13 protein-coding genes are annotated in these 25,408 nt (G+C 41.8%); 4 read left to right on the top strand and 9 right to left on the bottom strand.

Going from position 1 to position 25,408, the window contains the following annotated elements; all coding sequences use genetic code 11:
* The first annotated feature begins 4 nt into the window (after window positions 1-4).
* Window positions 5-1,597 (top strand): Na+/H+ antiporter, encoded by a 1,593-nt coding sequence (locus BOC67_RS24205; protein ID WP_291914634.1) that lies wholly within the window; start codon window positions 5-7, stop codon window positions 1,595-1,597.
* Window positions 1,598-1,754: 157 nt separating this feature from the next.
* Here BOC67_RS24205 and BOC67_RS24200 read toward each other — a convergent pair whose 3' ends face one another.
* The 9 genes from BOC67_RS24200 to BOC67_RS24160 all read right to left on the bottom strand — a co-directional run bounded on the left by BOC67_RS24200 (window position 1,755) and on the right by BOC67_RS24160 (window position 17,480).
* On the bottom strand, window positions 1,755-4,307 hold the full coding sequence (locus BOC67_RS24200) for an alpha-L-rhamnosidase (RefSeq protein WP_291914631.1): 2,553 nt from the start codon (window positions 4,305-4,307) through the stop codon (window positions 1,755-1,757).
* A 73-nt stretch (window positions 4,308-4,380) separates the two neighbouring features.
* Window positions 4,381-5,112 (bottom strand): hypothetical protein, encoded by a 732-nt coding sequence (locus BOC67_RS24195; protein WP_291914629.1) that lies wholly within the window; start codon window positions 5,110-5,112, stop codon window positions 4,381-4,383.
* A gap of 99 nt (window positions 5,113-5,211) precedes the next feature.
* Window positions 5,212-5,814 (bottom strand): PAS domain-containing protein, encoded by a 603-nt coding sequence (locus tag BOC67_RS24190; protein WP_291914628.1) that lies wholly within the window; start codon window positions 5,812-5,814, stop codon window positions 5,212-5,214.
* A gap of 201 nt (window positions 5,815-6,015) precedes the next feature.
* Window positions 6,016-7,914 carry a prolyl oligopeptidase family serine peptidase gene (locus BOC67_RS24185; RefSeq protein WP_291914627.1) on the bottom strand — a complete coding sequence of 633 codons (1,899 nt, stop codon included), beginning with the start codon at window positions 7,912-7,914 and terminating at the stop codon, window positions 6,016-6,018.
* Window positions 7,915-7,942: 28 nt separating this feature from the next.
* Window positions 7,943-8,185, bottom strand: coding sequence for a hypothetical protein (locus tag BOC67_RS24180; protein WP_291914626.1), 243 nt, complete (start codon window positions 8,183-8,185; stop codon window positions 7,943-7,945).
* 311 nt (window positions 8,186-8,496) lie between these two features.
* A complete protein-coding gene (locus BOC67_RS25415) occupies window positions 8,497-9,213 on the bottom strand; it encodes an outer membrane beta-barrel protein (RefSeq protein ID WP_367115592.1) in 717 nt (238 codons plus the stop codon).
* 2,252 nt (window positions 9,214-11,465) lie between these two features.
* Window positions 11,466-14,138, bottom strand: coding sequence for a prolyl oligopeptidase family serine peptidase (locus BOC67_RS24170; protein WP_291914624.1), 2,673 nt, complete (start codon window positions 14,136-14,138; stop codon window positions 11,466-11,468).
* A gap of 248 nt (window positions 14,139-14,386) precedes the next feature.
* The gene (locus BOC67_RS24165; protein ID WP_291914622.1) at window positions 14,387-14,635 is read right to left on the bottom strand and encodes a hypothetical protein; all 249 of its coding nucleotides are present in this window, start codon (window positions 14,633-14,635) and stop codon (window positions 14,387-14,389) included.
* A 211-nt stretch (window positions 14,636-14,846) separates the two neighbouring features.
* Window positions 14,847-17,480, bottom strand: coding sequence for a lanthionine synthetase LanC family protein (locus tag BOC67_RS24160; RefSeq protein WP_291914620.1), 2,634 nt, complete (start codon window positions 17,478-17,480; stop codon window positions 14,847-14,849).
* Between the two features lie 628 nt (window positions 17,481-18,108).
* Between BOC67_RS24160 and BOC67_RS24155 the strand changes: the two genes are divergently transcribed.
* From BOC67_RS24155 to BOC67_RS24145, 3 genes are read left to right on the top strand one after another with little or no spacing between them, the layout of a single operon-like run.
* Window positions 18,109-21,222 (top strand): SusC/RagA family TonB-linked outer membrane protein, encoded by a 3,114-nt coding sequence (locus tag BOC67_RS24155; protein ID WP_291914617.1) that lies wholly within the window; start codon window positions 18,109-18,111, stop codon window positions 21,220-21,222.
* Between the two features lie 23 nt (window positions 21,223-21,245).
* Window positions 21,246-22,664 (top strand): RagB/SusD family nutrient uptake outer membrane protein, encoded by a 1,419-nt coding sequence (locus tag BOC67_RS24150; RefSeq protein ID WP_291914615.1) that lies wholly within the window; start codon window positions 21,246-21,248, stop codon window positions 22,662-22,664.
* Between the two features lie 26 nt (window positions 22,665-22,690).
* The gene (locus tag BOC67_RS24145) at window positions 22,691-25,387 is read left to right on the top strand and encodes a glycoside hydrolase family 2 protein (RefSeq protein ID WP_291914613.1); all 2,697 of its coding nucleotides are present in this window, start codon (window positions 22,691-22,693) and stop codon (window positions 25,385-25,387) included.
* The last annotated feature ends 21 nt before the right edge of the window (window positions 25,388-25,408 follow it).

Genomic DNA, 25,408 nt, shown 5'->3' with positions numbered 1-25,408 from the left:
TCACATGTTAGCATCATTTATTCAGCACATCTCGCTGGTATTTGTCATACTCCTGTTGATAATGCTGGCGGGACGGCTGAAAATAGCATATCCTATTGTCCTTTGCATCGGCGGACTGGTACTCAGTACCATGAAGGCCATGCCTTCCATAGAGATCAACCCCGAACTGATCCTCCTGATCTTTCTGCCGCCGTTGCTGTACGAGGCCGCCTGGTACACTTCCTGGAAGGATTTCTGGCGATGGCGCCGGATCATTTTCAGCTTTGCATTCCTGATCGTGATTGTGACGGCGAGTATGGTGGCGGTGGTATCCTACGCGCTGATCCCCGGCTTTACGCTGGCGCTGGGCTTCCTGCTTGGCGGCATCGTATCGCCGCCGGATGCCGTATCGGCTACCACCATCCTCAAGAACGTCCGGGTGCCGAAGGCGCTCAGCTCCATCCTGGAAGGGGAAAGTTTATTGAACGATGCCAGCTCCCTGATCATCATGCGGTTTGCCATGCTGGCCGTTACCACGGGGCAGTTTGTATTTTATAAAGCTGCCGGCAGTTTTGTAGTGGTGATTGTGGCGGGCGTGGCAATCGGCTTGCTGATCGGCGGCATTTATTACGTCATCCACCGCTGGCTGCCTACGACCACGCAGATAGATATTGTGCTCACGCTCACGGCGCCGTATGTGATGTATATCACGGCAGAGCAGTTTCACGGGTCCGGCGTGCTGGCAGTGGTTTCCGGCGGGTTATTCCTCTCTTCCCGGAGCCATTTGTTTTTATCCAACAGGAGCCGTATAGCCGGCACCGAGGTATGGGCTACGCTGGTGTTTATATTGAACGGGCTTGTATTTATGCTCATCGGGCTGGCATTGCCGGTCATCGTTAAGGAGCTGGGTACCCGCAGCGTGGGCGAAGCGATAAAATACGGCGTGATCATCACCCTGGTGCTCATCGTAGGGCGATTGCTTTGCACGCTCGGCGCATCCGCGTTTACGGTATTTGCCAGCAAATATATTACCACGGCTAGTAACCGCCCGGGCTGGAGAGGGCCTATTGTAATAGGCTGGGCGGGCATGCGCGGCGTAGTGTCGCTGGCGGCGGCCTTGTCCATCCCCGTGATGATGGATAACGGGCTGCGGTTTCCGCAACGTAACCTGATCCTGTTTATAACATTTACGGTTATACTCCTGACGCTCGTGGTACAGGGGCTTACCCTGCCCTGGATCATCCGGCTCACCAACCCGGAGGACGAGGACCATGCCTTGCCTCTCAAAGAGCAGGAAGCGAGCGTGCGCAAGCACTTGTTGCAGCGCAGCATGCAGTTCCTGGACAGCTATCACAGTGAAGCTATTCAGAATAATAATGTCGTGAACACGCTGCGGGAGGAACTGCGGGAGCTGCACCTGCTTACGAACCGGGAAGCCGGCTCCGTGCGGGATAGAGAGCAGTACCTGACCATTTCCCTGGAGTTGATAGAACATCAGCGGGAAGTGCTAAAGGAGTTAAATAAGGACCTGGCGATGGACAGTGAGGTGATCCGGAAGTTCCATGAATTGCTGGATGTAGAGGAGGAGAAGCTGAGGTTGCAGTTTGAAATAGGATAAGATTTTAGCGCAGGGAGCGGGGGGCTCCCTGCGGATTTTGTGGAGGTGGGCATTTGCAGGACTTTCTTTTTTGCCTCCGGTGCGTAGGTTTTTTGGAAAATGCTTGAGTACTTTTTTCTGCTGGGATATTACAGTTTTTCCACGTTGCCTTCTTCTGCTATCTCAGCAGTTCCGCGTTGCCGGCTTTAATGACGATTGTATGTTTCCCCGCCTGCCTCAATTCAATTTCCTTGTTAAGTGTAACCCTGGCCGTTGTATTTACCGGCAGCCCTACCGTCAGTAAAATATCCTTCCCTTTTCTTTTCCAGTCTATAGTTACAGGGCCATAAAGGCTCTGGTAGGTGCAGCTTACGCTGTTTAATCCATTAGGAAATTTTGGGGAGAAAAGAATATGGCTAAAGCCGGGCGCCGTCTCGTCCGGTTTGATACCTGCAAGTGTGCGGTATGCCCAGGCCCCAATTTCGCCGAACATGATATGGTTGCGCGAGAGGTCCGATTTGGCATTAATCGGCCAGTTTTCATACAGGGTCGTTGCGCCATTTTTAATCCACCAACCCCAGGAAGGTTCTTTATCGGATGTTGCCAGCTGGTAGGCAAGGTCGACATAGCCGTTATCGCTGAGCGCATTGAGGATGGTTTTAGTGCCCAGGAGTCCAACATCCAGCTTCAGGCCGTCGGCCTTTACGCGCGCTGCCAGCGCAGCGGCCACCTTGCTGCGGAGGGAGTCCGGCACGAGGTTCCAGTGCAGGGCAACAGACTGCTCGGTCTGGAAGCCTTTATCGTATATGCCTGACTGTGGATCCAGGAATTTCCTGTTGAAAGCATCTTTAATGAACGCCGCCAGTTGGCTGTAGTGGCGGTAATCTTCTCCATACCCCAACAACTTAGCCGTTTTGGCAAGGATGGTTACATCCGTAAAGTAGTAAGCCGTGGATGTAAAGAGCACCGGTGTGACGGATTTAACCGGCACCCAGTCGCCGAGTCCCCACGGGCAGAGGCCATCCGGGCTCCTGGCTGTAAGCTGGTCCACATACCGTTTCATCGCAGGGTAGCAGCGGGCCAATGCCGTGGTATCGCCGTAGAAGAGGTAGAGGTTCCACGGGATGATGGCAATGGTGCTGGTCCAGTCGGGTCCGTTGCCCCATTCATAGCCCCAGCCGCCGGTAGGGATGATGGAGGGGAGTACGCCGTTGGGCTGTTGTTCATCCAGGTGGTCGTTCAACCATTTTTCATACACGGTGATACCGTCGAAGTTATAGAGCCCTGTTTCGGATGCGATATGTGCGTCGCCGGTCCACCCGTTCTTTTCCCGCTGCGGGCAATCCGTCGGATAGCCGTAGAGGTTAGAGAGGTAGGAGTTGTTGGTGGCGGCCAGGATTTTATTCAGCAGGGTATCGGACGATTCAAAGCTGCCGGTAGGCGCAACGTTACTGTGCATGAACACGCCCTGCAAACTTTCCTTCGTGAGTGCGATGGGCCGGGAGCTGGTTACTTCCACATATTGAAACCCCTTGTAGTTAAAGGCCGGGGAAAAAGTGTGCGGGCCCTTGCCGTCTAGGATATAGATGTCCGTCTGGAATGGGTCAGTATCGTCCGTAGGGCGGTAGTGTACATCGATGTTGGAGATGTCCGCATGGCCGTTGGGATACAGCTGCTCGGCATGTTTAAGTTTTACGACTGTGCCGGCGGGGCCGTTGAGCGTGATGCGGCTCACCCCTGCGATGTTTCGGCCGAGGTCAAATACGTAGTTGGTATCGCTGAAGCGATGCATGCTGATTGGCTGTATTACGGTATCCGCGGTGATGGGCGCCATGGCCTGCGCTACGATGTTGCCGGACGGCGCGGAACGGAGGATTACGTTGTGCCAGGCGCTGTCGTTGAAGGCCGGCAGGTCCCAGCCGGGTTGTTGCAGGCGGAGGTCGTGATGTTCGCCGGTGTAAATGCTGTTGAATACAATTTCGCCGGTGGAGGTCTTCCAGTCCTTGCCTGTGCTGATGACGGTGGAGCTGCCATCGGTAAAGGTTATACGAAGATCCAGGCAAAAGGTGGGGCGGTTGCGCCAGGGCGCTTTATCGAAGAACCACACTGCGGTGGACTGGTGGTTATACCAGCCGTTACCGAGGATAACGCCGATGGTGTTAGGGCCGGCTTGGAGATCGCGCGTAACGTCGTAGGTCACGTAGAGCGTGCGGCGGTCGAACCGGGTGTACATGGGATCGAGCAGATGGTTGCCGATCTTATGGCCGTTGATATGCAGTTCATAAAGTCCGCCGGCAGCGATGTAGGCGCGTGCGGAGGCGATGGTTTTGGTATTGTTGAATGTCTTTCTGAACAGCGGGGCTGGTTTATAGGAAATGGGATGATGGTCGGAGATCCAGTCGCCTTGCCAGTTGTGGCGGTCCATCATACCGGTTTCAAAAGCGGCGGTGGTACCGTTTACTTTCCATTGGTATTCGGTAAATGGTTGCAGGGCAGGGCCGTTGTAGGTGATGGTATTGTTAGTGGTGGTGGTATCCCACAGCAGCTGACCGCTGCGGTAGACCTGGATATGCGCGTTTGCGGGCATGCTGGTATATTGCCAGGAGAGTCGCGGGTGTGGGTTATCGATGCCCAGTGGATGAACGAGATAGTCGCACCGCAGGCGGGTGGCCGGTTGCCCGGCTGCCGTGAGGCAGCAGCAGAGGAGTGCGAGGAAGGTAAAATTTTTCATGCCGGAATAACAGAATGTTTTCCGGGAAGATAAAAAAGGCCGTTGGTAAGGTGTAAAAAAAATGATGTGCGGCTTAGATTTTAGCGGGCCCCTGGGTGCCGAGCCATTCAAAGGTATTGACCGGGTTGTTGGCATCGAACCCGCGGTAGCGGAGTATCCACAGGCCGCCGTCTTTCGCTTTGCGGACTACGCTGTCGTCCACCGTTTCGCAGATGAAGATGGGCTGGAAGTGATGGTGCGGATATTCCGGCATTCTCTCTTTGAGGCGGTCCCGGTTATAAAGCGTTTTATAGTAGTTCTCGTCTTTCAGTTCTTTTTTGGCTTCGGCGATGAACAGGTGGGTATCGTTTATGGCGATCATATCCCCTTCTACGAAGGAGTTGGAGCCGGGGCTCATGGAGCGTTTGAATTTAAAGAAGGAGGTATGTACCTCGTAGACTTTTTTGAGGTAATTGGCAACGTAGGAGATGGCGAGCCGTTCCAGGTGGCCATTCCAAAGGGTGCTGAAGCAGGCGAGTTGTTCATTGGTTTCCTCCACGAACATATGGAAGGCTTCTCTGAAGCCGTTGATGGCGTCGTAAAATTCCATGGTGTGGGAAAGGTTTTCGAGCATTGCCTGGTAGTATTGGCTGTTTTCGGGTGTGGCATCGATGCCTGCCTGCATTTGGGACATGAGGTTCTCGCATTCCCTGCGTATTTCCATATGCCACTTATTGCAAAGTTCCAGGTGTTTCAGATGTGTTTGCCGGATCTGTTCGAATAGCTGGTTGAAGTCGTTCAGACTTGGTAAGAAATATAATGTCATGTGCTTCATGGCATTTTAGTGTTGGGGGGAAAGAAAGCAATAATGGGAGTTTGAAAAAAGCCCTGCTTTCGCAGGGCCGATGGAAAAAGAAACAAGTGACTATTCGTCATCGTCCATTGGCACAATGTTTACAATAGCTTGAAACTTTGTGTTATTGTCCGGTTGTTCCATCAGGGAGATGAAAGCCAGCATCTTCACGTACCCACCTGTTTTGGTCCTGATGGTGATGTACGGTCGGGTGATGGGCATGATATCATCCATCCATTTGGTAACTATGTTATTGAGCCAGGTGGCCAGTGCGCGGGAGCACATGAACGTCCATTTCCGGCCTTCAATTTCGCTGTATTTATAACCGCAGATGCGCCGCATTTCGCGGTTCATGTAGCAGAAGTTGAGGTCTTTGTCTACACAGAACACGCCTACTTCGGGCGGGCCATCGTCCAGTTCGGATTCGAAAGTATTTTTGAATGCGGCGATGGTATCGTTCGCCATTTTTTCGTATTCCCTTTCCTTGCGGCTGGTGTAGCTGGCAAATACGGAGGCGATTGCCCAGATGGCCATCAGGGATACTGCTGCGGCAATGGCGACGGCGGACCAGAAGGGGAGCAGCTGGAATGCGCCGGCTGCGGTGCTAATAGATAGCAGTAGTGCCAGTACAACTGTGATTACTTCTTTGAATTTAACTTCGTTAAAAGTTTTCATGGGGGTTAAATGATTTTGTTTTTAAGCGTTTGGTTTTGGTTTGAGGCTGTCAATGAGGGATTGGCAGTTACATCTGAACACTTACATGAATGCAAAGCTGCATTTTGTAATTCCATCCGCAACCAATTATTTTATGTTTTGGATGGATCAAATGTCGGGAAACGCTTTGATATAATTTGTAAATCATTAGTTATTCACTTGTTAATCCGCGAGCCAGTCCGGAGGCGTTTCATTTTTCAGGTAGTAGTTGAAAAACGCCTGCATACGTTCACTGAAATCCATTGCAGACGCGCCGGTGAGTCCGTGGTTACCGTCGTTGTATTGCAGTAGCCATGCGGGTTTCTGTAGCCTGCGCAGCGCGAGGAAGAAGGAAAGGATATTGGAGAAGGGGCAGGCGCCGTCGTTGGTGGTATGCATGAGGAGCAGGGGTGTATTCATTTTATTGGCGGCGTAGATAGCGGAATTTTTCAGGTACTGGTCGGGGATATCCCAGGGAGTGGCTTTCATGCGGAATTGTCCGTTTTCGAAGTTCTCGGCGTTGGGGCGGCCGTTATTGACGAGGGAGTTGTAAGCCGTCATCCAGTCGCCGATGCCGGAGGCGGATACCGCTGCGGCGAATTTATCGCTGTGCGTTACCAGGTAATTGATTTGGATGGCGCCCCAGCTGCATCCCTGCAGTCCAATCCGTTTCGCATCTGCGTAAGGGAGTTTTTCCAGGTATTCCGCCGCTCCCAGGACGGCATTGTAGGCGCCTTGCATAGGATCGCCGGGAGTATAAAATATATCCGGGGTAAATACGAGGTAGCCGTTGGCGGTATAGGAGGGGATGTTGATGTTACAGCCGCTGGTAAGCGGTTCCGTTTTGAGGTAGCTGTTAAGTCCGTCGGATCTGCGTTCGTAGAAGTGCAGGATCACCGGGTACTTTTTGGTGGAGTCGAAATTGGCCGGCTTGTAAAGGATGGCCTGGCGTTGCTGCCCATCGAGGGTGGTATAGGTGGTGAGCTGCGCGGTGTATTTGTGCTCCGGCTGATTGAACGTGAGCTGGGTGAAATGTTTGAAATCTTTGGTGTAAAAGAGGTTGGGGGCTTCGGTGGCGCTTTGCCGGCGTACTATAATGGAATCATTCCGTTTCACGGGCGGGTAATTGCTTTGGTCAGGCACATAGGGGTTGTTCATAATATCGTACTGGTAATTCCCCATGGTAAGCAGTTCGGGCTCCTTTCCTTTGCCGAGTTTGAACCAGCCGTTTTGCTTATTGTCGATATTAAATGCGTTGAGGATTAACGGGAATTCCAGGGGCTTTCCTTTGGGCTGGTTGTGGTACTTCTGAACGGTAAGGATGATGCGGTGTTTGGCGCCGTAGCCTTTGGTGAGGTTAATTGGTGGTACTTTATTCGCCGGATCGACCTCCCAGAGGTCGAACGCGTCATAGATATACAACCGGGAGCTTTGGGTATTCCAGCCGGCGATGCCGCGGGGGGAGGTGAACAAGTCGTTTCTGTATAGGAAGTGGAGGTCTGTTGTAATATCTTTTGTAATAGGGTTGGTTTGTTGTTGGGAGATGTTATAGCAGTGGTAGGCGTTATGGTCGTAGTACACGATGAGTTGTCCGTTAGGAGATAAGCCGTTGGACATGGCGCCGTTTACAATAGCCTCGTTGGTTAGCTGGTATTTTTGGCCGGTGGAAAGGGTCGTGAATTCCAGCATGGGTTGGGGGGCGTAGCGTAGCATCAGGACGGTGTCTTCGTAGGCCCGGATCAGGAGTGAGCGGGTGTCGCCCATCGGGATGGTACGGCCGGTTTTGAGGTCTATTAATGCGGTGGCTGGTCTGGGGCTGGCGGCGGGCTGTCTGGACCAGATGACCGGGTTGGAAGGCGTTTGTTTTTGGGCCGGCGGATTTTCCATGTAATAAGCATAGTGCTTCAGTGTGGAAATGATGCGTTTGTTGGCCCAGGCGGTGGCGATGATGTGGGGGGAGTCCTGCGGGGTGGCGCGGGCGAAGAGGGTGTCGTGCCGGAGGGAGGGGAGCCAGGTGGTGTCGGCCGCTGCGCAGGGGATAGATAGTAATAGTATTACCAGGCTAATGAGGGCTGATTTCATGTTGGCAGAGGATTTATGTTGGATGTTGTCAGTGCTGGCAGGCATAGACCGTTTGGAGGGTGCACTCCGTGGTGTAGGTATCCGTTGCTTTGGTAATGGTTACTACCGTGCCACCATTGTTGAGGAGGGAGCCGGCGGTTTCGAGGGTGCAAAGTCCGTCTTTAGGGTCGGCTATGTACACTTTGCAGCTGGGGGTTACCCGGGCGGCCAGGGCTGCGGAAATGGCGGTGATCAGGCCTAGGAGCGACAGGAGGATTTTTGCTTTTTTCATGGGGTGAATGTAGAGGATTGGGGTGCATTGGGGTGGCAGTGGGTATGGGGGAGGGGGGCGGTGGCTGATTTTAATGCCTGCATTTATTGGGTACTTGCGGTTCCTGCATGCATTGGTTGCTTTCAATGCCTGTATTCAGTGGCTACTTGCAGTTCGTTCATTCATTGGTTGTTTTCAATGCCTACATCCGGTGGCTGCTTTCAAATCCCGCATTCAGTGGTTTTTTTCAATGCCTACATCCGGTGACTGCTTTCAAACCCCGCAATCAGTGGTAGTTTTTAATTCCTGCATCCTGTAGCCACTTCCAATTCCTACTTAATGTAGTAAATAATGGAGCCCATGAAGAAACGCTGCAGGACGGTGCTTTGGGTGTCTTCAAAGTATGTTGGGGTGAAAGTTCTGGTAAAACTGTTGTTTTTATTCAGCAGGTCAAAGCCCTGGGCTTTGATTTCCATTTTGTTTTTGAGCAGGCGTTTGCTCACAAAAACGTTCAGGAGGTCAATGGAACGGTTGAATCCGGCGGCCAGGCCAGAGTTGATGACTTTGTTATATTTGACGCCGGCGATGAAGCCGAGGGGGAGGTAGCCGGTGACGTCGAGGTTCATGGTAAGGGAGGTGACTTCGTTTTTGGTAACGGCGCCGAGGTTGTAGGTGCTGTAGGTGCGGTTGGCGGCGAAGGAAGATTGGATGTCGATCAGGTCTTTTTTGGTGTAATTGATAGCGATGCTTGGGGAAATGCTTAATGATTCGCTGGTGCCCAAAATGCCACTGACCGCAACGGGGTCGTTGGCGTAGAGGATGTTGTTTCGGAGGTTGATGGCCAGGCGGCGTTTGAAAAAGGGTTTGGACCAGGTGGTGCCCCAGGAGAGCATTTTGGAGTGGTCGAGGTTGATGGGGGTCAGGACCTGGCGGCCGAGGGAGTCGAAGTAGACGTTGTTGACGATTTTTTGGTTGGTGGCAGAGTAGGTGAGGATGGTGGTAGAATTCGATAAAGACTTTGGATTGAAGCTCGAAAACCGCAGTGTCATATTCTGTTTTGTCGGGTTTTTTAAATTCGGATTACCTGATTGGACTATTAATGGATTCTGGAAGTTTTTTGTTGTAATTAGTTGGCTCGGAGAAATGTTTGAAGGTTCATAATTAAGAGTGTAGTTTAGTATCGTAGTTTTGTTAAAATAGTATGTGAGATCAATACGAGGATACATGAAATTCCAGTTAATTTCTGCTGCTTTACTATTTGAAGGGAAGATCTCCTGCTTTCTTATTAACCAATTAAAATTGAATGATCCTTCGAATTTTGTAGTATTTACATTAAGACCTAATAATATGAAATTTTGTCTTTGTTTAAAGTCCCAAGAATTATTCAAAGAGTCGATTGGAGTTAATTTTGACAAAATGATACTGTCTTTATCAAAAGCCTGATTGTTGGCGGTAGAATTAATGTAAGTAGCACTATAGAATCCTAAAAAGCTGGTTGCCGGGCTAATTTTAAATGTTAGGGAACTAATTCCTGTAATAGATGTAGATTTTTGTTTTAGTGGATTATAATTGTTTATATGAGTTGATTGAGTAGAATCATCGGACTTTTGAAAATATTGTGATAAATAATCAGTTTTATCCCTGGAATCGTTGTATGCAACATAAAGTCTTTGTGAGAAGGAACCATCTAAATAATTTAACTTTCGAATGAAGTCATTTGTATAAGAGTAGCTTTGAGTAATTGCACTAGTCTTATTTTTCGAATTGCCGGTAATGTCCAAATTGCTATTGGCAAAATAAATTGAATAGTTACTTGTGTTTTCCATATTTCGCCAAATATTCCTGAGTAAGAGCCTTTGTGTTATCCGCCGCTGGGAATCTGGCTTAATTACATTCTTTACATCAATGCTTAATGTGTTTGTTTGAGCAGTGCTCTCCATATCTTCTGAGTTATGTCCAGTAGGGTTCATATTTATATATTCCCTTCTATTATGGTTCTGGTTGTAACCAGATAAGGATGAAAAAAGAATATTTGTAGATATGCTGTTGCGTGGATCTATTGTGTAATTATTATTTATTCCTATTTCATGAGTTTTATTAATGCCATTAGATAATTTAGGTTTTCCTTCTTGTATTCCATTTATATTATCCATATTGGCAATGATAGATAGGTGTTGTTTGGAGCCGAAGCGATTTAAGGCTAGCGTACCGAGATAGCTTTTGTTAGTTCCAGAGCCCAATTGCGCATTTCCTAGTAACTTGTCTTTTTGTGCATCTTTAATTGTAAGATTTAATACTTTTATTTTTTCAATGCCAATTGTGGCACCTGTACCTATTGTTAAATTGTTAGTTGTGATAATTTGCATTTTGTTAATCATCTCGGCGCTAATGTTTTTTAAAGCCATTAAAATATTAGAGCCGAAATATTCTTGGCCATCAATCAATATTCTTTCTATTTTTTCTCCATTGAAGGATATACTTCCATCCGATAATATCTCTAAGCCTGGAAGCTTCTTTAATAGTTCAGATAGTTGAGCGTTAGGATTTAATTCAAAGGATGAGCTACTAAATTCGGTTGTATCCTTATTTATTCTAGCGATTTGATTTTGTCCCTTAATAGTTATTTCTCTGAGGTTGATCGATAGGCTTTGGATTTTTATAATTCCCAGATTTGTGAGACTGTCTTTGGGTAATAATTGTATATTCTTGTTATGATATCCATATTGTGATATGGTAATGGTAGTAGGGGTACCTTCTGCTCTGATAGTAAAAGAACCATCTTTTGTTGTATAATAGGATTTGCTATTGCCGGAATTGGCGACAATAATCAATGCATTGTTTATCGGTTTAAGTGTAGCTGTGTCTTGTACCACCCCTATTATTTTATATGGCCCATTCACTTGAGATAGGGCGTTTTTACAAAGTGCGGCTGTAAGTAAAGTAATTACTATGAAAATTCCTTTCATTCGGCATCGCTTCTATTTTACCAAAGTACTTAACTCTGGTGCGATGAACTTTCAGTTCTTAAATTCTAAAACATTTACCTAGCAACTCCATTAGAATGTGTAAAATGAGGACTTCGGAGATTTTTAACTGTTAATAATATAAGAAGATACACATTCATTAAGTGGGTGAATGGGTGAAAAGTATAGGAAACATGGTGCCGTTACTTATGGAATAATTTTGGAAGGGTGTTTGATTTTAAATATCATATATTTATAGAATTTACTTTATGAAAAAACACGGGAACTAGCCCCGTGTTTCTTTTATAGAAATCTATTTATTATTTGGCTCGTAATAGTCAGTTTACAAGATGAACAGTCAATTTGTTCTTAATTTCGTTCCAAGGATCGTCTGTTTTTTCAGTCATCCATAACGGGGCGGGCTTTTGTTTTAAATAATGATCAAAAAATTCTCGCATTCTTCTGCTAAAGTCTGGAATATCGTTTCCACTGACACCATGTGAACCTTTTTGATATTCAAGTAGCCATACTTTTTTATTTAAGTTTCTTAATGCAGTAAAAAATTCAAGTGCATCATAAAATGGACAAGTAGCATCATTAGTTGTGTGCATTAGAAGGAGTGGAGTTTGGATTTTATCCGCTTTTAATAGCGCATTGTTATTTATGTAACGTTGAGGATCATCATATAAACCTACACCGAACCTTGATTGTCCGGAAACATAGGCAGAGTTTTTGGGGCCATTTCTAACAAGCATGTTATAGCCGCTGATTGGATTGGATATAGCAGACGAAACAACAGCAGCTTTAAAAGCTTTTATCTGAGTGAGAATGAAATCGGTCGTATGTCCACTGTAGCTACAGCCAGCTATTCCTATTCGTTCCATATCTATTTCTTTCATTTTTGATAAGGTCTCAAGAGCGCTTGCAATAGTTTGGGTTGGTCCCATGTATGCATCGCCCATGGGGCGATATACGTCTGGCGCAAAAACTAAGTATCCATTGCTGACATATGATGGAATATTTGGCATGCAGTCATTACAGAGGTATTGTGGCGCAATATAGCCGTTTATTGTCTGAGACACATCTTCATAAGATAATATTATTAGAGGGTATTTCTTTGTTGAATCAAAATTTTCAGGTCTATATAATACTCCATTGACTTTTATTCCATTTGGTAATTGATATTGAATAAGCTTATTTTGCATCCAGTTAAATTTTGACTCAGGGTTTACATTGGTAAGTTGGATTAATTTTTTGAAGTCCTTTGTTAGAAAGATGTTTGGTGATTCAGATATCGAGGAGCGAGTGATTAAATATGTTTCAGATCCTCTGGCTTTTATTGGGATATGGATTGATTGTACTCCTAAGATGCTTATTTGATAGGTGTCAACATAATATCGTGGTCCGAATTCCAGTTTCTGAGGCATGCTTTGTTTACCTGGAGTGATGAAATAGAACCCTTGTTCCATGTTTTTTTTGTCAATTGCCAGCAGATATTTAAGGTCGGTAAAATTGATTTCTTTTTCGAAGAAACCAGTTCGTAAAAAGAATTGAATTTTGTTTTTCGCACCATATCCTGATGTTAAATTTATGGTCTGGAATTGGTTTTTGCAGCTAGCCATATAAACATCGTAGTTATAGTAGAAGTAAACAGTGTCATTATTATTTGACCAGCCGGCAATCTGAACTATTGATGGTTCATTTGTTTGTGTTGGAGGATTACTATTGAGTCGAAGTATAGAATGGGATTTTTTATTTTCTAATGAATAGATGGAAATATTGCTATCCACCATATGCATGATGTAATTATTTAAAGGAGATATGCTGTATATATTGGAGATGCCTATATTAATGGGAAATGATCCTTTCTCCTTGACGGAAACAGCCTGAATCGGAGTTGTTGATTTTTGACGAGTAGGATTTAATCGATCTTCCATTTGATCTCTGTTGCCAATTATTATCCATTCACCTGACGGAATATTCCATAAATTGGCCATGGAGTCATTTTCAATTGTTTTGAATTTGCCAGTAAAAAGATTGAAGGTACACATGATTTTAAGCGTCCTTTTTTTTTCTGTTTTCTCTTTAGTGCTTATAGCATTATCCATATAAGTCCATAAGACCAAAGAGGTGCCTTGGGTGTCAGATTTCTTTTTGATATTAACTTCTGGCGATATATTAAAGAGGAGAGTACTGTCGTTGTCTACGAGTCGTAATGGAAATGGTGTTACTGAAAATTTTAGGTTTCCTTGTAAATATTCTTCACTTATTAAGACTTTATTTGTATCATTAATCTGGACTATTTTATTATTTTTTTTCTCAGTTATCAGGATGTATAATTTCTGAGTTGCAGTTGAATAAACAATCTGATGCATGGCGTCCGCTGGAGATAGGAATTTATATATGGTGTCTATTGCAAGGGATTGGTTAATTTTAAGAAGGAGGTCGCCTGACCTTAAGATTGGTGTTTCACTATCATCTAAGAACACTGATTGTCTCACCGAGTCGAAGTGTAAAATATCTCCTTTTTCAGTGTTAATCAGATCGGTTGAATTATCTTTTTTACTGATTATTATCCATTTGTTTTTTAAGACAGAGGATGACTCTCCTGCATGGTCGGTCGGTGTAGATGTTGAAATTGATTCAACATTGGTTATAAGAGTATCCTTATTGCTTCCCAAGTTAAGAAGCCATAATGAATCGTTCTTTAAAGCGATACCAATCTCTTTATTTCTAATGCTAGTGAGCGTAAAGCTATTAACATTATATAGCTTCTTCTTCCATTTTTTGTCGATAGATTCAAAATACGTCGTAATACATCCAGGTATTTCATTCGTGATTTGATATGCAAAGTATTTTCCTGAGTAACTTAGTTTTGTGAGCGAGGGATTTAATGCTGTCCAATTTGTAAAGTCTGATGTTGTGATGGGTGGTTTTTCTTGAGCCTGCATAAACAGCCCATGGAGTAGGAAGCAAAATATAAAAGCCCATGATATTGCTGACTTTTTCATCAGAAGATGTTTAGAAATCATTTGATACAGAATGTTTTATTCCATTAAAGCTATGTGCTAATGAAACCTTTAGATGTTATTCAATTGTTATTCATTTGTTATTGAGTTAAATGATTATTTTTAGTTCTGAATTTTGTGTCAACTTTGTTCAAACTACATTACATATTAACATAAAAAGGGGGAAGAGATTCATTTAATGAATCTCTTCCCTTCCTTTGTACCATATTACTGGTGTCAGTATGGACTAATTATTCGTTAGAATATATTGACACTGGAGTGGTACAAGTTGCACTCTTTTGAGCAGTTGCAAAGGTTACAGTGCTGAAGTTACCTTGAAGTGGGTCCAAAGTAACGTTAGTGATTGTAACTTCGCAAAGAGTAGTTGCATCAGTAGACCTTGTATACAAAATAGTGTGGAGTTTTGCTTTTGTAGCCAAAGCTGAAGCAGCAACTGCTAATACTCCGATCGCAGATAATAAGAATTTTGCTTTGTTCATAATAATGGTGCTTTTTTTGAAAAAGCTAAATTATTGTTTAGTGTTCTCATTTGTTTTGACTACAGGATAGGAAGAGAACGATATCCCATTCTGCATATCCGGATATCTTTTATTAGTTAGGTGTCTTATGTGTTTATTAGTCGTGATTATTAAAGTTAATTGTAGTTTCTGCAACTGTTATGCAGTACTTTAAAAAGATTTAATTTTGCAATTAATTGACAATAGACTTGTCATCAGTAAACATCCGATGCGGTTTGGTACGATGTGAGATGCACTTAGATAGGAATGTAAGAATACCTGCATTTCCATGAAATAAATCAGGAGATATAATTCTACTTACATTACTATACCAGTATATCTTTTCATTTTCATCTATAATTTGTAAGTTCTGTAAGTATCCTGCGATTTGGAATGCTTTCTGTTCATATGGTTTATTGTTAAGTACCTGAGCTGCTTTCAGTAGTAAAAATCCTATGCCCGATAACCCAGACGAAAATGATAAGTTTTCACGGATAGTATCGATATTTATATCGTTAATAAGTTTGCTAGCAAATACTGCATAGCTTCTGGCGTTGAATGTTCTGTAGGCTTCTAAAAATACATATGCTATTCCGCCCGAGCCAAACAATAATGAATTATCGGAATTGGTGGGTAGATTTGAATGCATGATTTTGTCCAATCCCCTTTGTATCATTCTGTCTAAGCTTACATCCCCGGATAGCTCTCTGTATTGTAAAAGGTAAAGTAATATACCACAATCACCTGTAGCAATGTTGGCGGTTTCATAACCATTATGTTTATATCGAGTTGTCCAGGATCCGTTGGATTTTTGATTTTGGATAATTTCTTTATTGATGTCGGAGAGAGTATTCTCAATATCAGATATTTGTAATTCATTATAACTTTTAATTATGAATATGCCTTTTCCACTAATCCCATCCCAAAAGTTCAGGCTACTATTTTCACAGCTCAATAGTTTATTGGTACTTTTTGTCAGTTCTTCATTAGAGGTAGTTAGCCCGTTTTTAATACACATTGCTATTGTTAGCCCTAGGCCGTATTTACCCATCATTAACCCAATTGAAGAATTTTGGCTGGAGTTATATTGGGTAATGATATAGTTTATATTTTTGTTTAATATTTTGTGTGCCTCGTTTGTACGACAGATATCTGATTGTGGTAGATTCATTGACAAGATGGATAGGATTGTTCCACAGATGCCTGTATAAACACCTGTTGACGAAATGCGCCTTTCATCATGCTGCCTTTCTTTTGATTCATCAGCAATAGCATATTGCCATAAATCATTGGTGGTATAAATGGGAGTAAACAATGCTTTTACTCCTGCTTGAACAGTTTCTATTAGAGTTTTAGAATCTATTAATGGGGCTGGACCTAAATCTGTTAAAATTTGATTTTCTTGCATTTTTAACGTCTCTAATATTTTGTCGCTAGTAGGTCGATTCTGTCTTATAGGATCTAGGCAGCTACAAATTATTTTAGTGATATTTGAATTTCCAATTAAAAAATTTAACTGATGAGTTAAGTATATTAAGTTGTCAGTGTTAAACAAAGCTGGGTTGGATCCTGTATATAGGTAGATGAGTATAGCGCCAATTGAATATACATCTTCCTGGAAATCAGGTATGTAATTTATGTCGTTTATTTGAAATGGATCCGAATAGCCAACCGTAATTCCGGTATAGATGGGAGAAGATTTATCGGGCTTAATCTCATAGCTTAAACCGAAATCTAAAATCTTTAGGTCCTTTTCCTTTGTATAAATGAAATTGGAAGGATGAATGTCCCTATGAACGATATTTCTGCTATGAATAAGACTAATTATTCTAAGAATGTTCTGGGTTATTTTTAGGATTTTTTCCTTTCTCGCAGGGGGCAATTTTCGCCATCCATGAATATTTTGCAGGTTAAATATAACTTTTGATAAATTCTGTCCTTTAATATATTCCAATACAACAGAAGTCTCAATATCGTCTTGCACAATATCCAATGGAAATGCAGTAATGCCTAATTCTTTTAAATTATTATGCATTTTATATTGCCATTCTATATTTGTAGAAGCATCAAGGTTTGCATAGTTCATTAGTTCATTTTTCCTTCCACTTTTTATTATGCTCCTGGTTGGATGGTACCATTCTTTAAAAAACAGGCCTCGATAAATTACTCCCTTTGAATCCCATCTCAGCAATCCTGTTCTGACGGTTTTATTGCCGACTACTGTTTTAGGTTTATCTGCTTTATATGGTTTGATTCTTTCAAATATCCATTTGATTTCTTTGGGATGATTATAGTATAGCTTAACCGGGCTAGTTATGTATCTGCCATTTGAAAGGATAGCATATCTTTGTTTTTTCCCGTCTGCACCATTTATTACTGTATGTTTAGTATAGTCATATCTGACATGTATGCCTTGTGTCAAATGAAAGCTTCCTCTGATTATTGTATATTGATTGTTTCTGGTTAATTCGATAAGATCCTCAACAATTCCAATAGCATCCTCATTTGTTTGAGGAAATATAATAATTAATTTATTTTGTATATCAGTTCCCAAATGACCAAATAAAATTTTTTGATATAATTCGGCATTGTTAGGCATCTGAAATGCAATATCCTTATTTAGCAGGTAGGTAATGACGTTGGGAATCACATCATCTAATTTTGGGTGAATTGTAGTTAATTCAATGATCCAACCCTTTTCTAATTTTATTTTTCCTACGGTCACATATGGATATTCCAGATTTATTGGAATATTTTTTTCTTTTATATAGTTGCTGTATTCCTGTATCGTCCGCATTACTTTGTTGCTATTGTTTTCATTAGGCATGTCTTCATCGTATCTGGGAGAGGGTCTACATTCCTTTATCACCAGCTGAATCTGAATCTTCTTTATAACTGTTGTAATTTATCGGTTGAGTAACTTGTAGTCATTCTGAACCTACACAGAATTCAACACAGGAATCTACTGTTTCCTGCCTGGCTATCTCATATGCTTGGCCCTCAGTAAATGCTGTTGTGGTTAAAAAGAGCAATGTCGTAATATAGCATGGACCTCCATGGATAGTAGGAGCGTAAAAAGTTCCAACTACTCGCGCTTTACTGCCTATTGCGGCAGAGATGGTTCCTAAAAGTCCTATGACAAGTAGGAGTGCTTTAGCTTTTAACATATATGTATTATTTTAAGTTTATATTTTTTTTCCTTCATATCTAGGTCCTTTTCCATTTTGATTCAGCGTTATTCCTATTTGAAGTTGAAATCTTATTTGAAGTTAAAAATTGACACTGCAATTTGACATGCAGTGGGTTGTGATAGCCTATTTTAGTTATGCAGTTGTTAATATATTATACCTTCTACATTAAAAAAGCGTCAACTTAAGAATATAAGCTGTTGACATGGATACTAAACTTTCAATTTTATCCTACTATAAAAAGACATATAAAAAAGGACAGATAATATGAAAAACTTATATACATATAACATATTTTTTGTAATTATTTTTTGTCTTAACGTCAAGGCTATTACTTCTTATGCGAGGGTAATACGGAATACTAGTGAAAGTTTAAAGGATTCAACAGCAACAGGTTTAAAGGGTAGGGTACAAGATGCGCATGGCAATTTGCTTGCAGGTGTTACTATAGGTATCCGTGGCACGAGATCTGGGACTGTTTCTGACAATCAAGGCAATTTTTATTTCAAGAATATCAAAGAATCGGCGATTCTGGTGATTACTTACGTTGGTTACAAACAACAAATACTAAACGTTCCGAAAAGTCGAATGATGGTAGTAATAATGGAGCCGGCGATGAATCAGCTTGATGAAGCAGTAGTCCTTGCTTATGGCACGACAACGAGGAGATTTAACACAAGTAATACCAACACCATAAAAGCTTCTGAAATTGCAGCCCAGCCGGTTACCAATCCATTATTGGCATTACAAGGGAGGGTGCCTGGAGTTGTGATTTCGCCAAGTACTGGATTGAACAATAGTGGTGTTAAAGTAACAGTTCAGGGAAATACTAGTTTGGCGCCCACAATTGGAAATGATCCCTTGTATGTTATCGACGGGGTTCCTTACACATCTCAACTAATGGGTAATTCACAAGGTAGTTTTCTTGGAACTTCTGGTACTTTAACAACCCAAGGAGCAAATGGAAATCCAATGAATTTTATAAATCCTTCAGATATTGAAAGGATTGACGTGTTAAAAGATGCCGATGCTACGGCCATATATGGAAGTCGGGCGGCGAATGGGGCTATATTGATAACAACAAAAAAGGGTAAGAGTGGAAAAATGGTCATTGATTTTAACCTTAATTCTGGATTTTCCCGCTTGGCAAAGTTTGCGGATCTGTTAGGTGTAAAGGATTATATTACTATGAGGAAAGAAGCTTTTAGCAATTTTGGTTTAACACCAAGTAGAATTCCTGGCACGCCAACTTATGCTGCAGATTTAACACTTTGGGATACTACCCGTTATACGAATTGGCAAAGAGAATTATTAGGAAGAAAGATTCCATTTTCTACCGTGGAAGCGGCTATTTCTGGAGGGGGAGAAAATATACATTATCGTATTTCTGGTACATATAACTATCGAGGTACAATGTTTGAGTCTGCATACGGATATGATCATGACAGAAAAGGCGCAATGAATGTTAATTTCAGTGCGAATAATCCAAATAATAGATTTAAAACCAATTTCATCTTAAGGTACTTGTTTGACTCAAATAAAATGTTGAACGGTGACGCTACTGGTTCTGCATATAGATTGCCACCAAATGCTCCACCATTGTATAACAGTGATGGTTCTATCAATTGGGCCCCTGATATAAATGGTAATAGTTCTTGGACTAATCCGTTAGCGTCTAAATACACGGGTTTTTCTAATAATACTTCAAATTTAGGGGCATCGTTAAAATTAAGCTATGCTCTGCTAAATGGCTTGGAGTTTAGTACGTTGTTTGGCTACAATAATATTCAATCTGAAGATTATTCCTTTCTTACGAAATTATCGTTTACTCCTGAGACAAGGTCAATTAGAAATCCTTCTGCTACGCAAGGAACTTATAATATTAACAATTGGGATGTGGAGCCTCAAATTTCTTATGAGCGAGAGCTTGGGCCAGGCAAACTCACCGTTCTGGCAGGCATGAGTATTCAGCAAGAAAATCGACGTGGCTTAGTTCTTAATGGAAGTAATTTTGCATCTGATTTAAGTGTATTTGATATCAGGCAAGCGCCTACCCAAGTTATTGTTTCTAATGATATAACTCAGTATAAATATAATGCGGTGTTTTCCCGCTTGAATTACAACCTAATGAATAAATATATTGTAAATATAAGCTTTAGGCGGGATGGTAGTTCTAGATTTGGTGCTGAGAATCGGTTTCATAATTTTAGTAGCGTTGGTGCAGCGTGGATCATTTCGGAGGAGAATTGGTTTAAAAGTAGTATTGCCTTTGTCAATTTCTTAAAGCTACGAAGCTCTTACGGAGTTACGGGTAACGACCAGATAGGTGACTATTCATTTTATAATTTGTACAATGCACAGTCTAGTACTTTTAATTATCAAGGCATAACTACAATATCGCCGAGTGGTATTCCAAATCCTTATTTACAATGGGAAGAAACAAGGAAGTTTGATATGGCAGTTGAGATAGCCATGTTGAAGAGTAGAATTATGGCTAATATTGGGTTCTTTAGAAATCGATCAGGGAATCAAATAGTTCAGTATGTACTACCTTCAACAACCGGTACTACTTCCATTTTTAAGAATTTCCCTGGTCTAATTCAAAACTCAGGGCTAGAAGCAACACTTAGTACTATTAATATACAGAGGAAGGACTTGTCATGGTCATCTAATTTCAATTTTTCCTTGCCACGGAATAAATTGCTTAGGTTTGATAATTTAGAGTCGTCTTCATATGCGAATAAATATAGGATCGGAGAGCCTATTACTATAGTGAAGCTTTTCAGATATGCAGGCGTCAATACTGAAACAGGTCTTTATGAGTTCTATGCTGCTGATGGTACTAAAACCTCTAGCCCTAAGACAAATGTTGATGACGTTATTTATCAAAATATTGCTCCAACAATCACTGGTGGGGTGCAAAATACAATTAGATTCAAAGGGGTACAATTTGATTTTTTTCTGCAGTATGTAAAACAAGTTAAAAGCGATCAGGCTGTAGTTGGTGGAGGACCGACACCTGGGTCCATGAATAATGTTTTAGATCTGATATTGAGTCGTTGGCAAAAGAAAGGCGATCAAACAAATGTCCAGAAGCTTGCTAATTCTTCCCAAGTTACTGGACCATTGTTAGCGGCCTTTAACTCAAATCTGGTATATAGAGACGCATCCTTCCTGCGCTTGAAAAATGTAAATGTTTCGTACACACTCCCAACGATTTGGCTCGCTAAGTTAAAAATTCAGCAAACTAGAGTATATGTGCAGGGGCAGAATTTGTGGACATGGACTGGATTTAAAGGGTTGGACCCAGATGTATCAACTGGGCCTGTTGGAATGCCAGCTTTGTTAACCATTATAGCGGGATTGAATGTAACTTTTTGACGTTTAATATTAATGTTTTTAGAATGAAAAATATTTTTCGTTTGCTGCTTTTGGGGTTGGGAGTGTTGCATCTTGTTTCATGTGAAAGCTTAGTTAAAGTAGATCCTCCTGTAACTCGTACCAATGGAGATAACTTATTTGAATATGATGCTGTTGTTATATCAGCAGTAACAGGTCTATATACTAGTATGTCTTCGGCTGGATTTAATACCGTTGGAGATATTAGGGCCCTGAATGCTTGTGCAAGTTTGTATACTGATGATTTGGCCCTTTTTTCCAGCCCTAATGTAATACGCGCTTTTCAGGATTACTATGGTAATGCACTGTCAGGGTTGGTAAATGGAACTGGTGGTAATTTTTGGAATACTATTTATACATCGATTTACAGATGTAATTCAATTATTGAAGGATTAAGTCATAGTAATAATATTTCTGCTGCTGTTTCGAAGCAACTAATGGGAGAGGTGTTGTTTGTACGTGCCTTGAATTACTATTTTTTAATTAACTTATATGGGGACGTAGCCTGGGTGACTAGCACGGATTATACTATTAACTCTGTAGTGAGAAGGACGAATAAAGCAGATATACTGAAGCAACTTGTTGCTGATTTGCTCCAGGCAAGAGATCTATTAAGTCCTAATTTTTTGGATGCAACCTTGCTTAAGACTATAGTTAATGGCAGGTTTAGACCGACATCATATGCGGCATCTGCACTTCTGACCAAACTGTATTTGTTACAGGAGAATTGGACGGAAGCTGAAGCCGAAGCAAGTCGTATCATAGCTAATTCTCAGTTATTTATTTTAGACTCTTTAAATTCAGTATTTCTTACCACATCCAAAGAGGCTATTTGGCAATTACAAGTTGTATCTGGAAGCTCAGCGACGGAGGAAGGGAATAGATTCATACTCCCTGCTACCGGCCCTAGTGAAAATATGCCTTTTTTTCTAAGTCCGCGACTTGTTGGGGCATTTGAAAAAAATGATAGGAGGCGGCAATTATGGGTTGGAACTGCAAGGTCATACAATTACCCATATAAATACAAGGTTGCCAATGCTACTGGGACTCCCACTGAAGCTCTGGTGGTATTCAGACTTGCAGATGTATATTTGAACCGTGCTGAGGCAAGAGCACAATCTAATATGTTAGATCTAGCAATGCAGGATGTAAATAAAGTTCGAGCACGTGCGTGGTTGCCCCAAATTGCGGGAGTGGATAAAAGCAAATTGCTGGATACTATTCTTCACGAAAGGCAAGTGGAATTGTTTACAGAATTCGCAAATCGATTTATTGATTTAAAGAGATTTAAGAAGATTGACCAAGTAATGCCTAGTGTCTGTGTTGAAAAGGGGACAATATGGCAGCCTTATTTTTCTTTTTTCCCTTTGTCTGCATCAGAGCTGCAAGCAAACCCTAACTTGGTACAAACCCCGGGTTACTGAATATAAACCAAATATAATTACAAAAGATGTTTAGGAAAACTCTTGTTCTCTTATGCGCTTGCCTTTGCTCCATCGAAGCGATCGGGCAGGCGATAGATATTGAACACCGTATTGCAAATGCAAAAATGAAAACAAGCTCATATGCAGTTGGTGTTATGGATGAATGGAACGAATATCCACGACCAAATTTGGTTAGACCCAATTGGATAAATTTAAATGGTGAATGGAAGTGCCAGATTACTGATTATGATAGGTTTGATTATTATGGATTTAAAGAACAAATTAATGTACCTTTTCCCATAGAATCTCAGTTATCCGGTGTTCAGAAGCCGCTTTTGCCAACCCAAACATTATGGTATTTTAAGGAGATAAAATCGCCCGTGGTTACTCGTAACACCAGAATCATGCTTAATTTTGGAGCTGTTGATTGGCAAACGGAGGTTTTCATAAATGGTAAATCTGTAGGAAAACATACAGGTGGATATGACGCTTTTTCGTTTGATATTACTGAATATCTTCATGGAAAAGGATTAGATACAATTATTGTTTCTGTAATGGATCCGACAGATAGTGGTATAAATCCTCATGGGAAACAGGTTTTAAATCCAAGCAATATATATTATACTCCTACCTCCGGAATTTGGCAAACCGTCTGGTTAGAAAAAGTTCCAGTTAACCGAATTGAAAAGGTAAAGATAAATCCAGATGTTGATAACTCAAAGGTGACGATAGTACCTACGTTTTCCGGTGACGGTCAGATTAAGAGAGAGGTTAAAATTACTTTGTATGCTAATGGACAACAAGTGGTTACTAAGACTATCGGTGGAGACAGGGCTATGGAAATTCCATTAACCAAACCAAGGTTGTGGTCACCGGATGATCCTTTTTTGTATGATGTTCGGATTCAGTTGATGGTTGGGAACAAGATTGTGGATGATGTAACCAGTTACTTTGCTATGAGGAAAGTTAGCGTGGAAAAAGACATTGATGGGTTTCAAAGAATTTTCTTAAATAATAAACCCATTTTTAACCTAGGGGTGCTTGACCAAGGATTTTGGCCTGATGGTTTATATACTGCTCCTAGTGCTCATGCTTTAATGTTCGATATTGCTACAATTAAGGCAATGGGATTTAATACAATTCGCAAACATATTAAAGTAGAACCTCAGTTGTGGTACTATTACGCCGATCGATTGGGTATGTTGGTTTGGCAAGATTTTGTAAATCCGCCACACAGGTTGCCTGAAGGATCACAGTTAGAATTTGAAAAGGAGTTAAAGGTTACGATCGACCAACTTGAGAACCATCCATCTATCATTTCCTGGGTTGTGTTTAATGAAGGTTGGGGAGCATTTGATCAAGAAAGGATAACAAGACTAGTTAAGGAGATCGATCCTACTCGTATTGTAAATGGTCACTCAGGTCAACTATTGTACGTAGATAATAAATTGAGAAATGATATAGCTAATCCATGGATTGCAAGTGATGTTGCAGATATTCATTCTTATCCTTTTCCTCGTTCAGTTAAGAATGCTTCGGGAAAGATACAAGCGGTGGGGGAATTTGGAGGGATTACTGTTAGTGTTCCATATCACACATGGAACGATTTGCAAACTTGGGGATACGACACTAAAAAACCTTCCCAGTTCAGAGATATATATCGCAGAATGATCGATTCAATTGCAAGTTTGAAGAAAAATGGATTAAGTGCAGCAATTTATACTCAACCATTCGATGTGGAAACTGAGGAAAATGGTTTTGTTTCATATGATAGATTAGTTCTAAAAATCCCTTTCGATACGTTGCGTAGTATTAATTCAATTATTACAGGCAGAGCTATAGGTCAGCCCATTGAAGGTTCTTTATTAACAGCATTTAAATTAATAAATGAATCTGATAATGAGGATAATTATGAGAATTATTTAAAGGAAATAAGAAATGGTCGCAATGATTCAGCTTTTCTACGTAGAATGATTCTGTTATCGTTGAAGAAAAGGGATTCTGCGAATACGAATTATTTAACAGGTATGTTCTTAAAAAAAATAAAAGAGCGTTTGAACTATGATAATGTGTCATTGTTAACCTACATCGTGAAGGGTCCAGAAAATCCGGGGTATGCTTTATTGCTTAATGATAGTTTAGGGGCTATGCGAGCGATTGGCGAAAGAGGATATCAGTATTGGAGAAAAAATATGATCCTTAATAAATATATAAAACCGAGGTTAGCTTCTAACACTGACATTGATTGGGATAAAGTCGAATCTGAAGTGGCAAAGGTGTATGGTGAAGGGGGAAAAGTTTATGTTTGGGGTGCTGCAATGTATCAGAACTATAGAAACAAATCGTGGAAGGAGTTTGGTAAATACTATAGGAAATATTTTGAGGTCGCAAAGGAACACAGTGACTATCATATTAATAATATGAGTTGGGGAATATTTCAAAATATAACTGACACTTCCTTGTTGCGATTTGCTAGGGATATAAGCAAATATAATCTTGAGTATAAAGATAATTCAGTTGATGCAATGGATACATATGCTAATTTGATGTACAAGCTGGGCGAGAGGGATAAAGCTATTGAGCTGGAGAAAAAAGCAGTCGCTGCGCGCCCCGACATCAAAGAGCTCGCCGAAAACCTCGACAAAATGCTCCGTGGCGTCCCCACCTGGTGTAAGCTTCCCCTAAAACTAAGCCAGTCAGGATTAGAGCTTCTCATGCAATAGACCTTGATAAAAACGCTCGGC

This window comes from Chitinophaga sp. CB10, assembly GCA_001870995.2.
In the GTDB taxonomy this organism is placed as follows: domain Bacteria; phylum Bacteroidota; class Bacteroidia; order Chitinophagales; family Chitinophagaceae; genus Chitinophaga.
Note: the sequence above shows the minus strand (reverse complement) of the source record. Positions and strands in the feature narration are given on the sequence as shown.

Excerpts from the sequence above, each read along its gene's own strand:
- BOC67_RS24205 (WP_291914634.1), top strand. The coding sequence starts at position 5 with ATGTTAGCATCATTTATTCAGCACATCTCGCTGGTATTTGTCATACTC.
- BOC67_RS24200 (WP_291914631.1), bottom strand. The coding sequence starts at position 4,307 with ATGAAAAATTTTACCTTCCTCGCACTCCTCTGCTGCTGCCTCACGGCA.
- BOC67_RS24195 (WP_291914629.1), bottom strand. The coding sequence starts at position 5,112 with ATGACATTATATTTCTTACCAAGTCTGAACGACTTCAACCAGCTATTC.
- BOC67_RS24190 (WP_291914628.1), bottom strand. The coding sequence starts at position 5,814 with ATGAAAACTTTTAACGAAGTTAAATTCAAAGAAGTAATCACAGTTGTA.
- BOC67_RS24185 (WP_291914627.1), bottom strand. The coding sequence starts at position 7,914 with ATGAAATCAGCCCTCATTAGCCTGGTAATACTATTACTATCTATCCCC.
- BOC67_RS24180 (WP_291914626.1), bottom strand. The coding sequence starts at position 8,185 with ATGAAAAAAGCAAAAATCCTCCTGTCGCTCCTAGGCCTGATCACCGCC.
- BOC67_RS25415 (WP_367115592.1), bottom strand. The coding sequence starts at position 9,213 with ATGACACTGCGGTTTTCGAGCTTCAATCCAAAGTCTTTATCGAATTCT.
- BOC67_RS24170 (WP_291914624.1), bottom strand. The coding sequence starts at position 14,138 with ATGAAAAAGTCAGCAATATCATGGGCTTTTATATTTTGCTTCCTACTC.
- BOC67_RS24165 (WP_291914622.1), bottom strand. The coding sequence starts at position 14,635 with ATGAACAAAGCAAAATTCTTATTATCTGCGATCGGAGTATTAGCAGTT.
- BOC67_RS24160 (WP_291914620.1), bottom strand. The coding sequence starts at position 17,480 with ATGCCTAATGAAAACAATAGCAACAAAGTAATGCGGACGATACAGGAA.
- BOC67_RS24155 (WP_291914617.1), top strand. The coding sequence starts at position 18,109 with ATGAAAAACTTATATACATATAACATATTTTTTGTAATTATTTTTTGT.
- BOC67_RS24150 (WP_291914615.1), top strand. The coding sequence starts at position 21,246 with ATGAAAAATATTTTTCGTTTGCTGCTTTTGGGGTTGGGAGTGTTGCAT.
- BOC67_RS24145 (WP_291914613.1), top strand. The coding sequence starts at position 22,691 with ATGTTTAGGAAAACTCTTGTTCTCTTATGCGCTTGCCTTTGCTCCATC.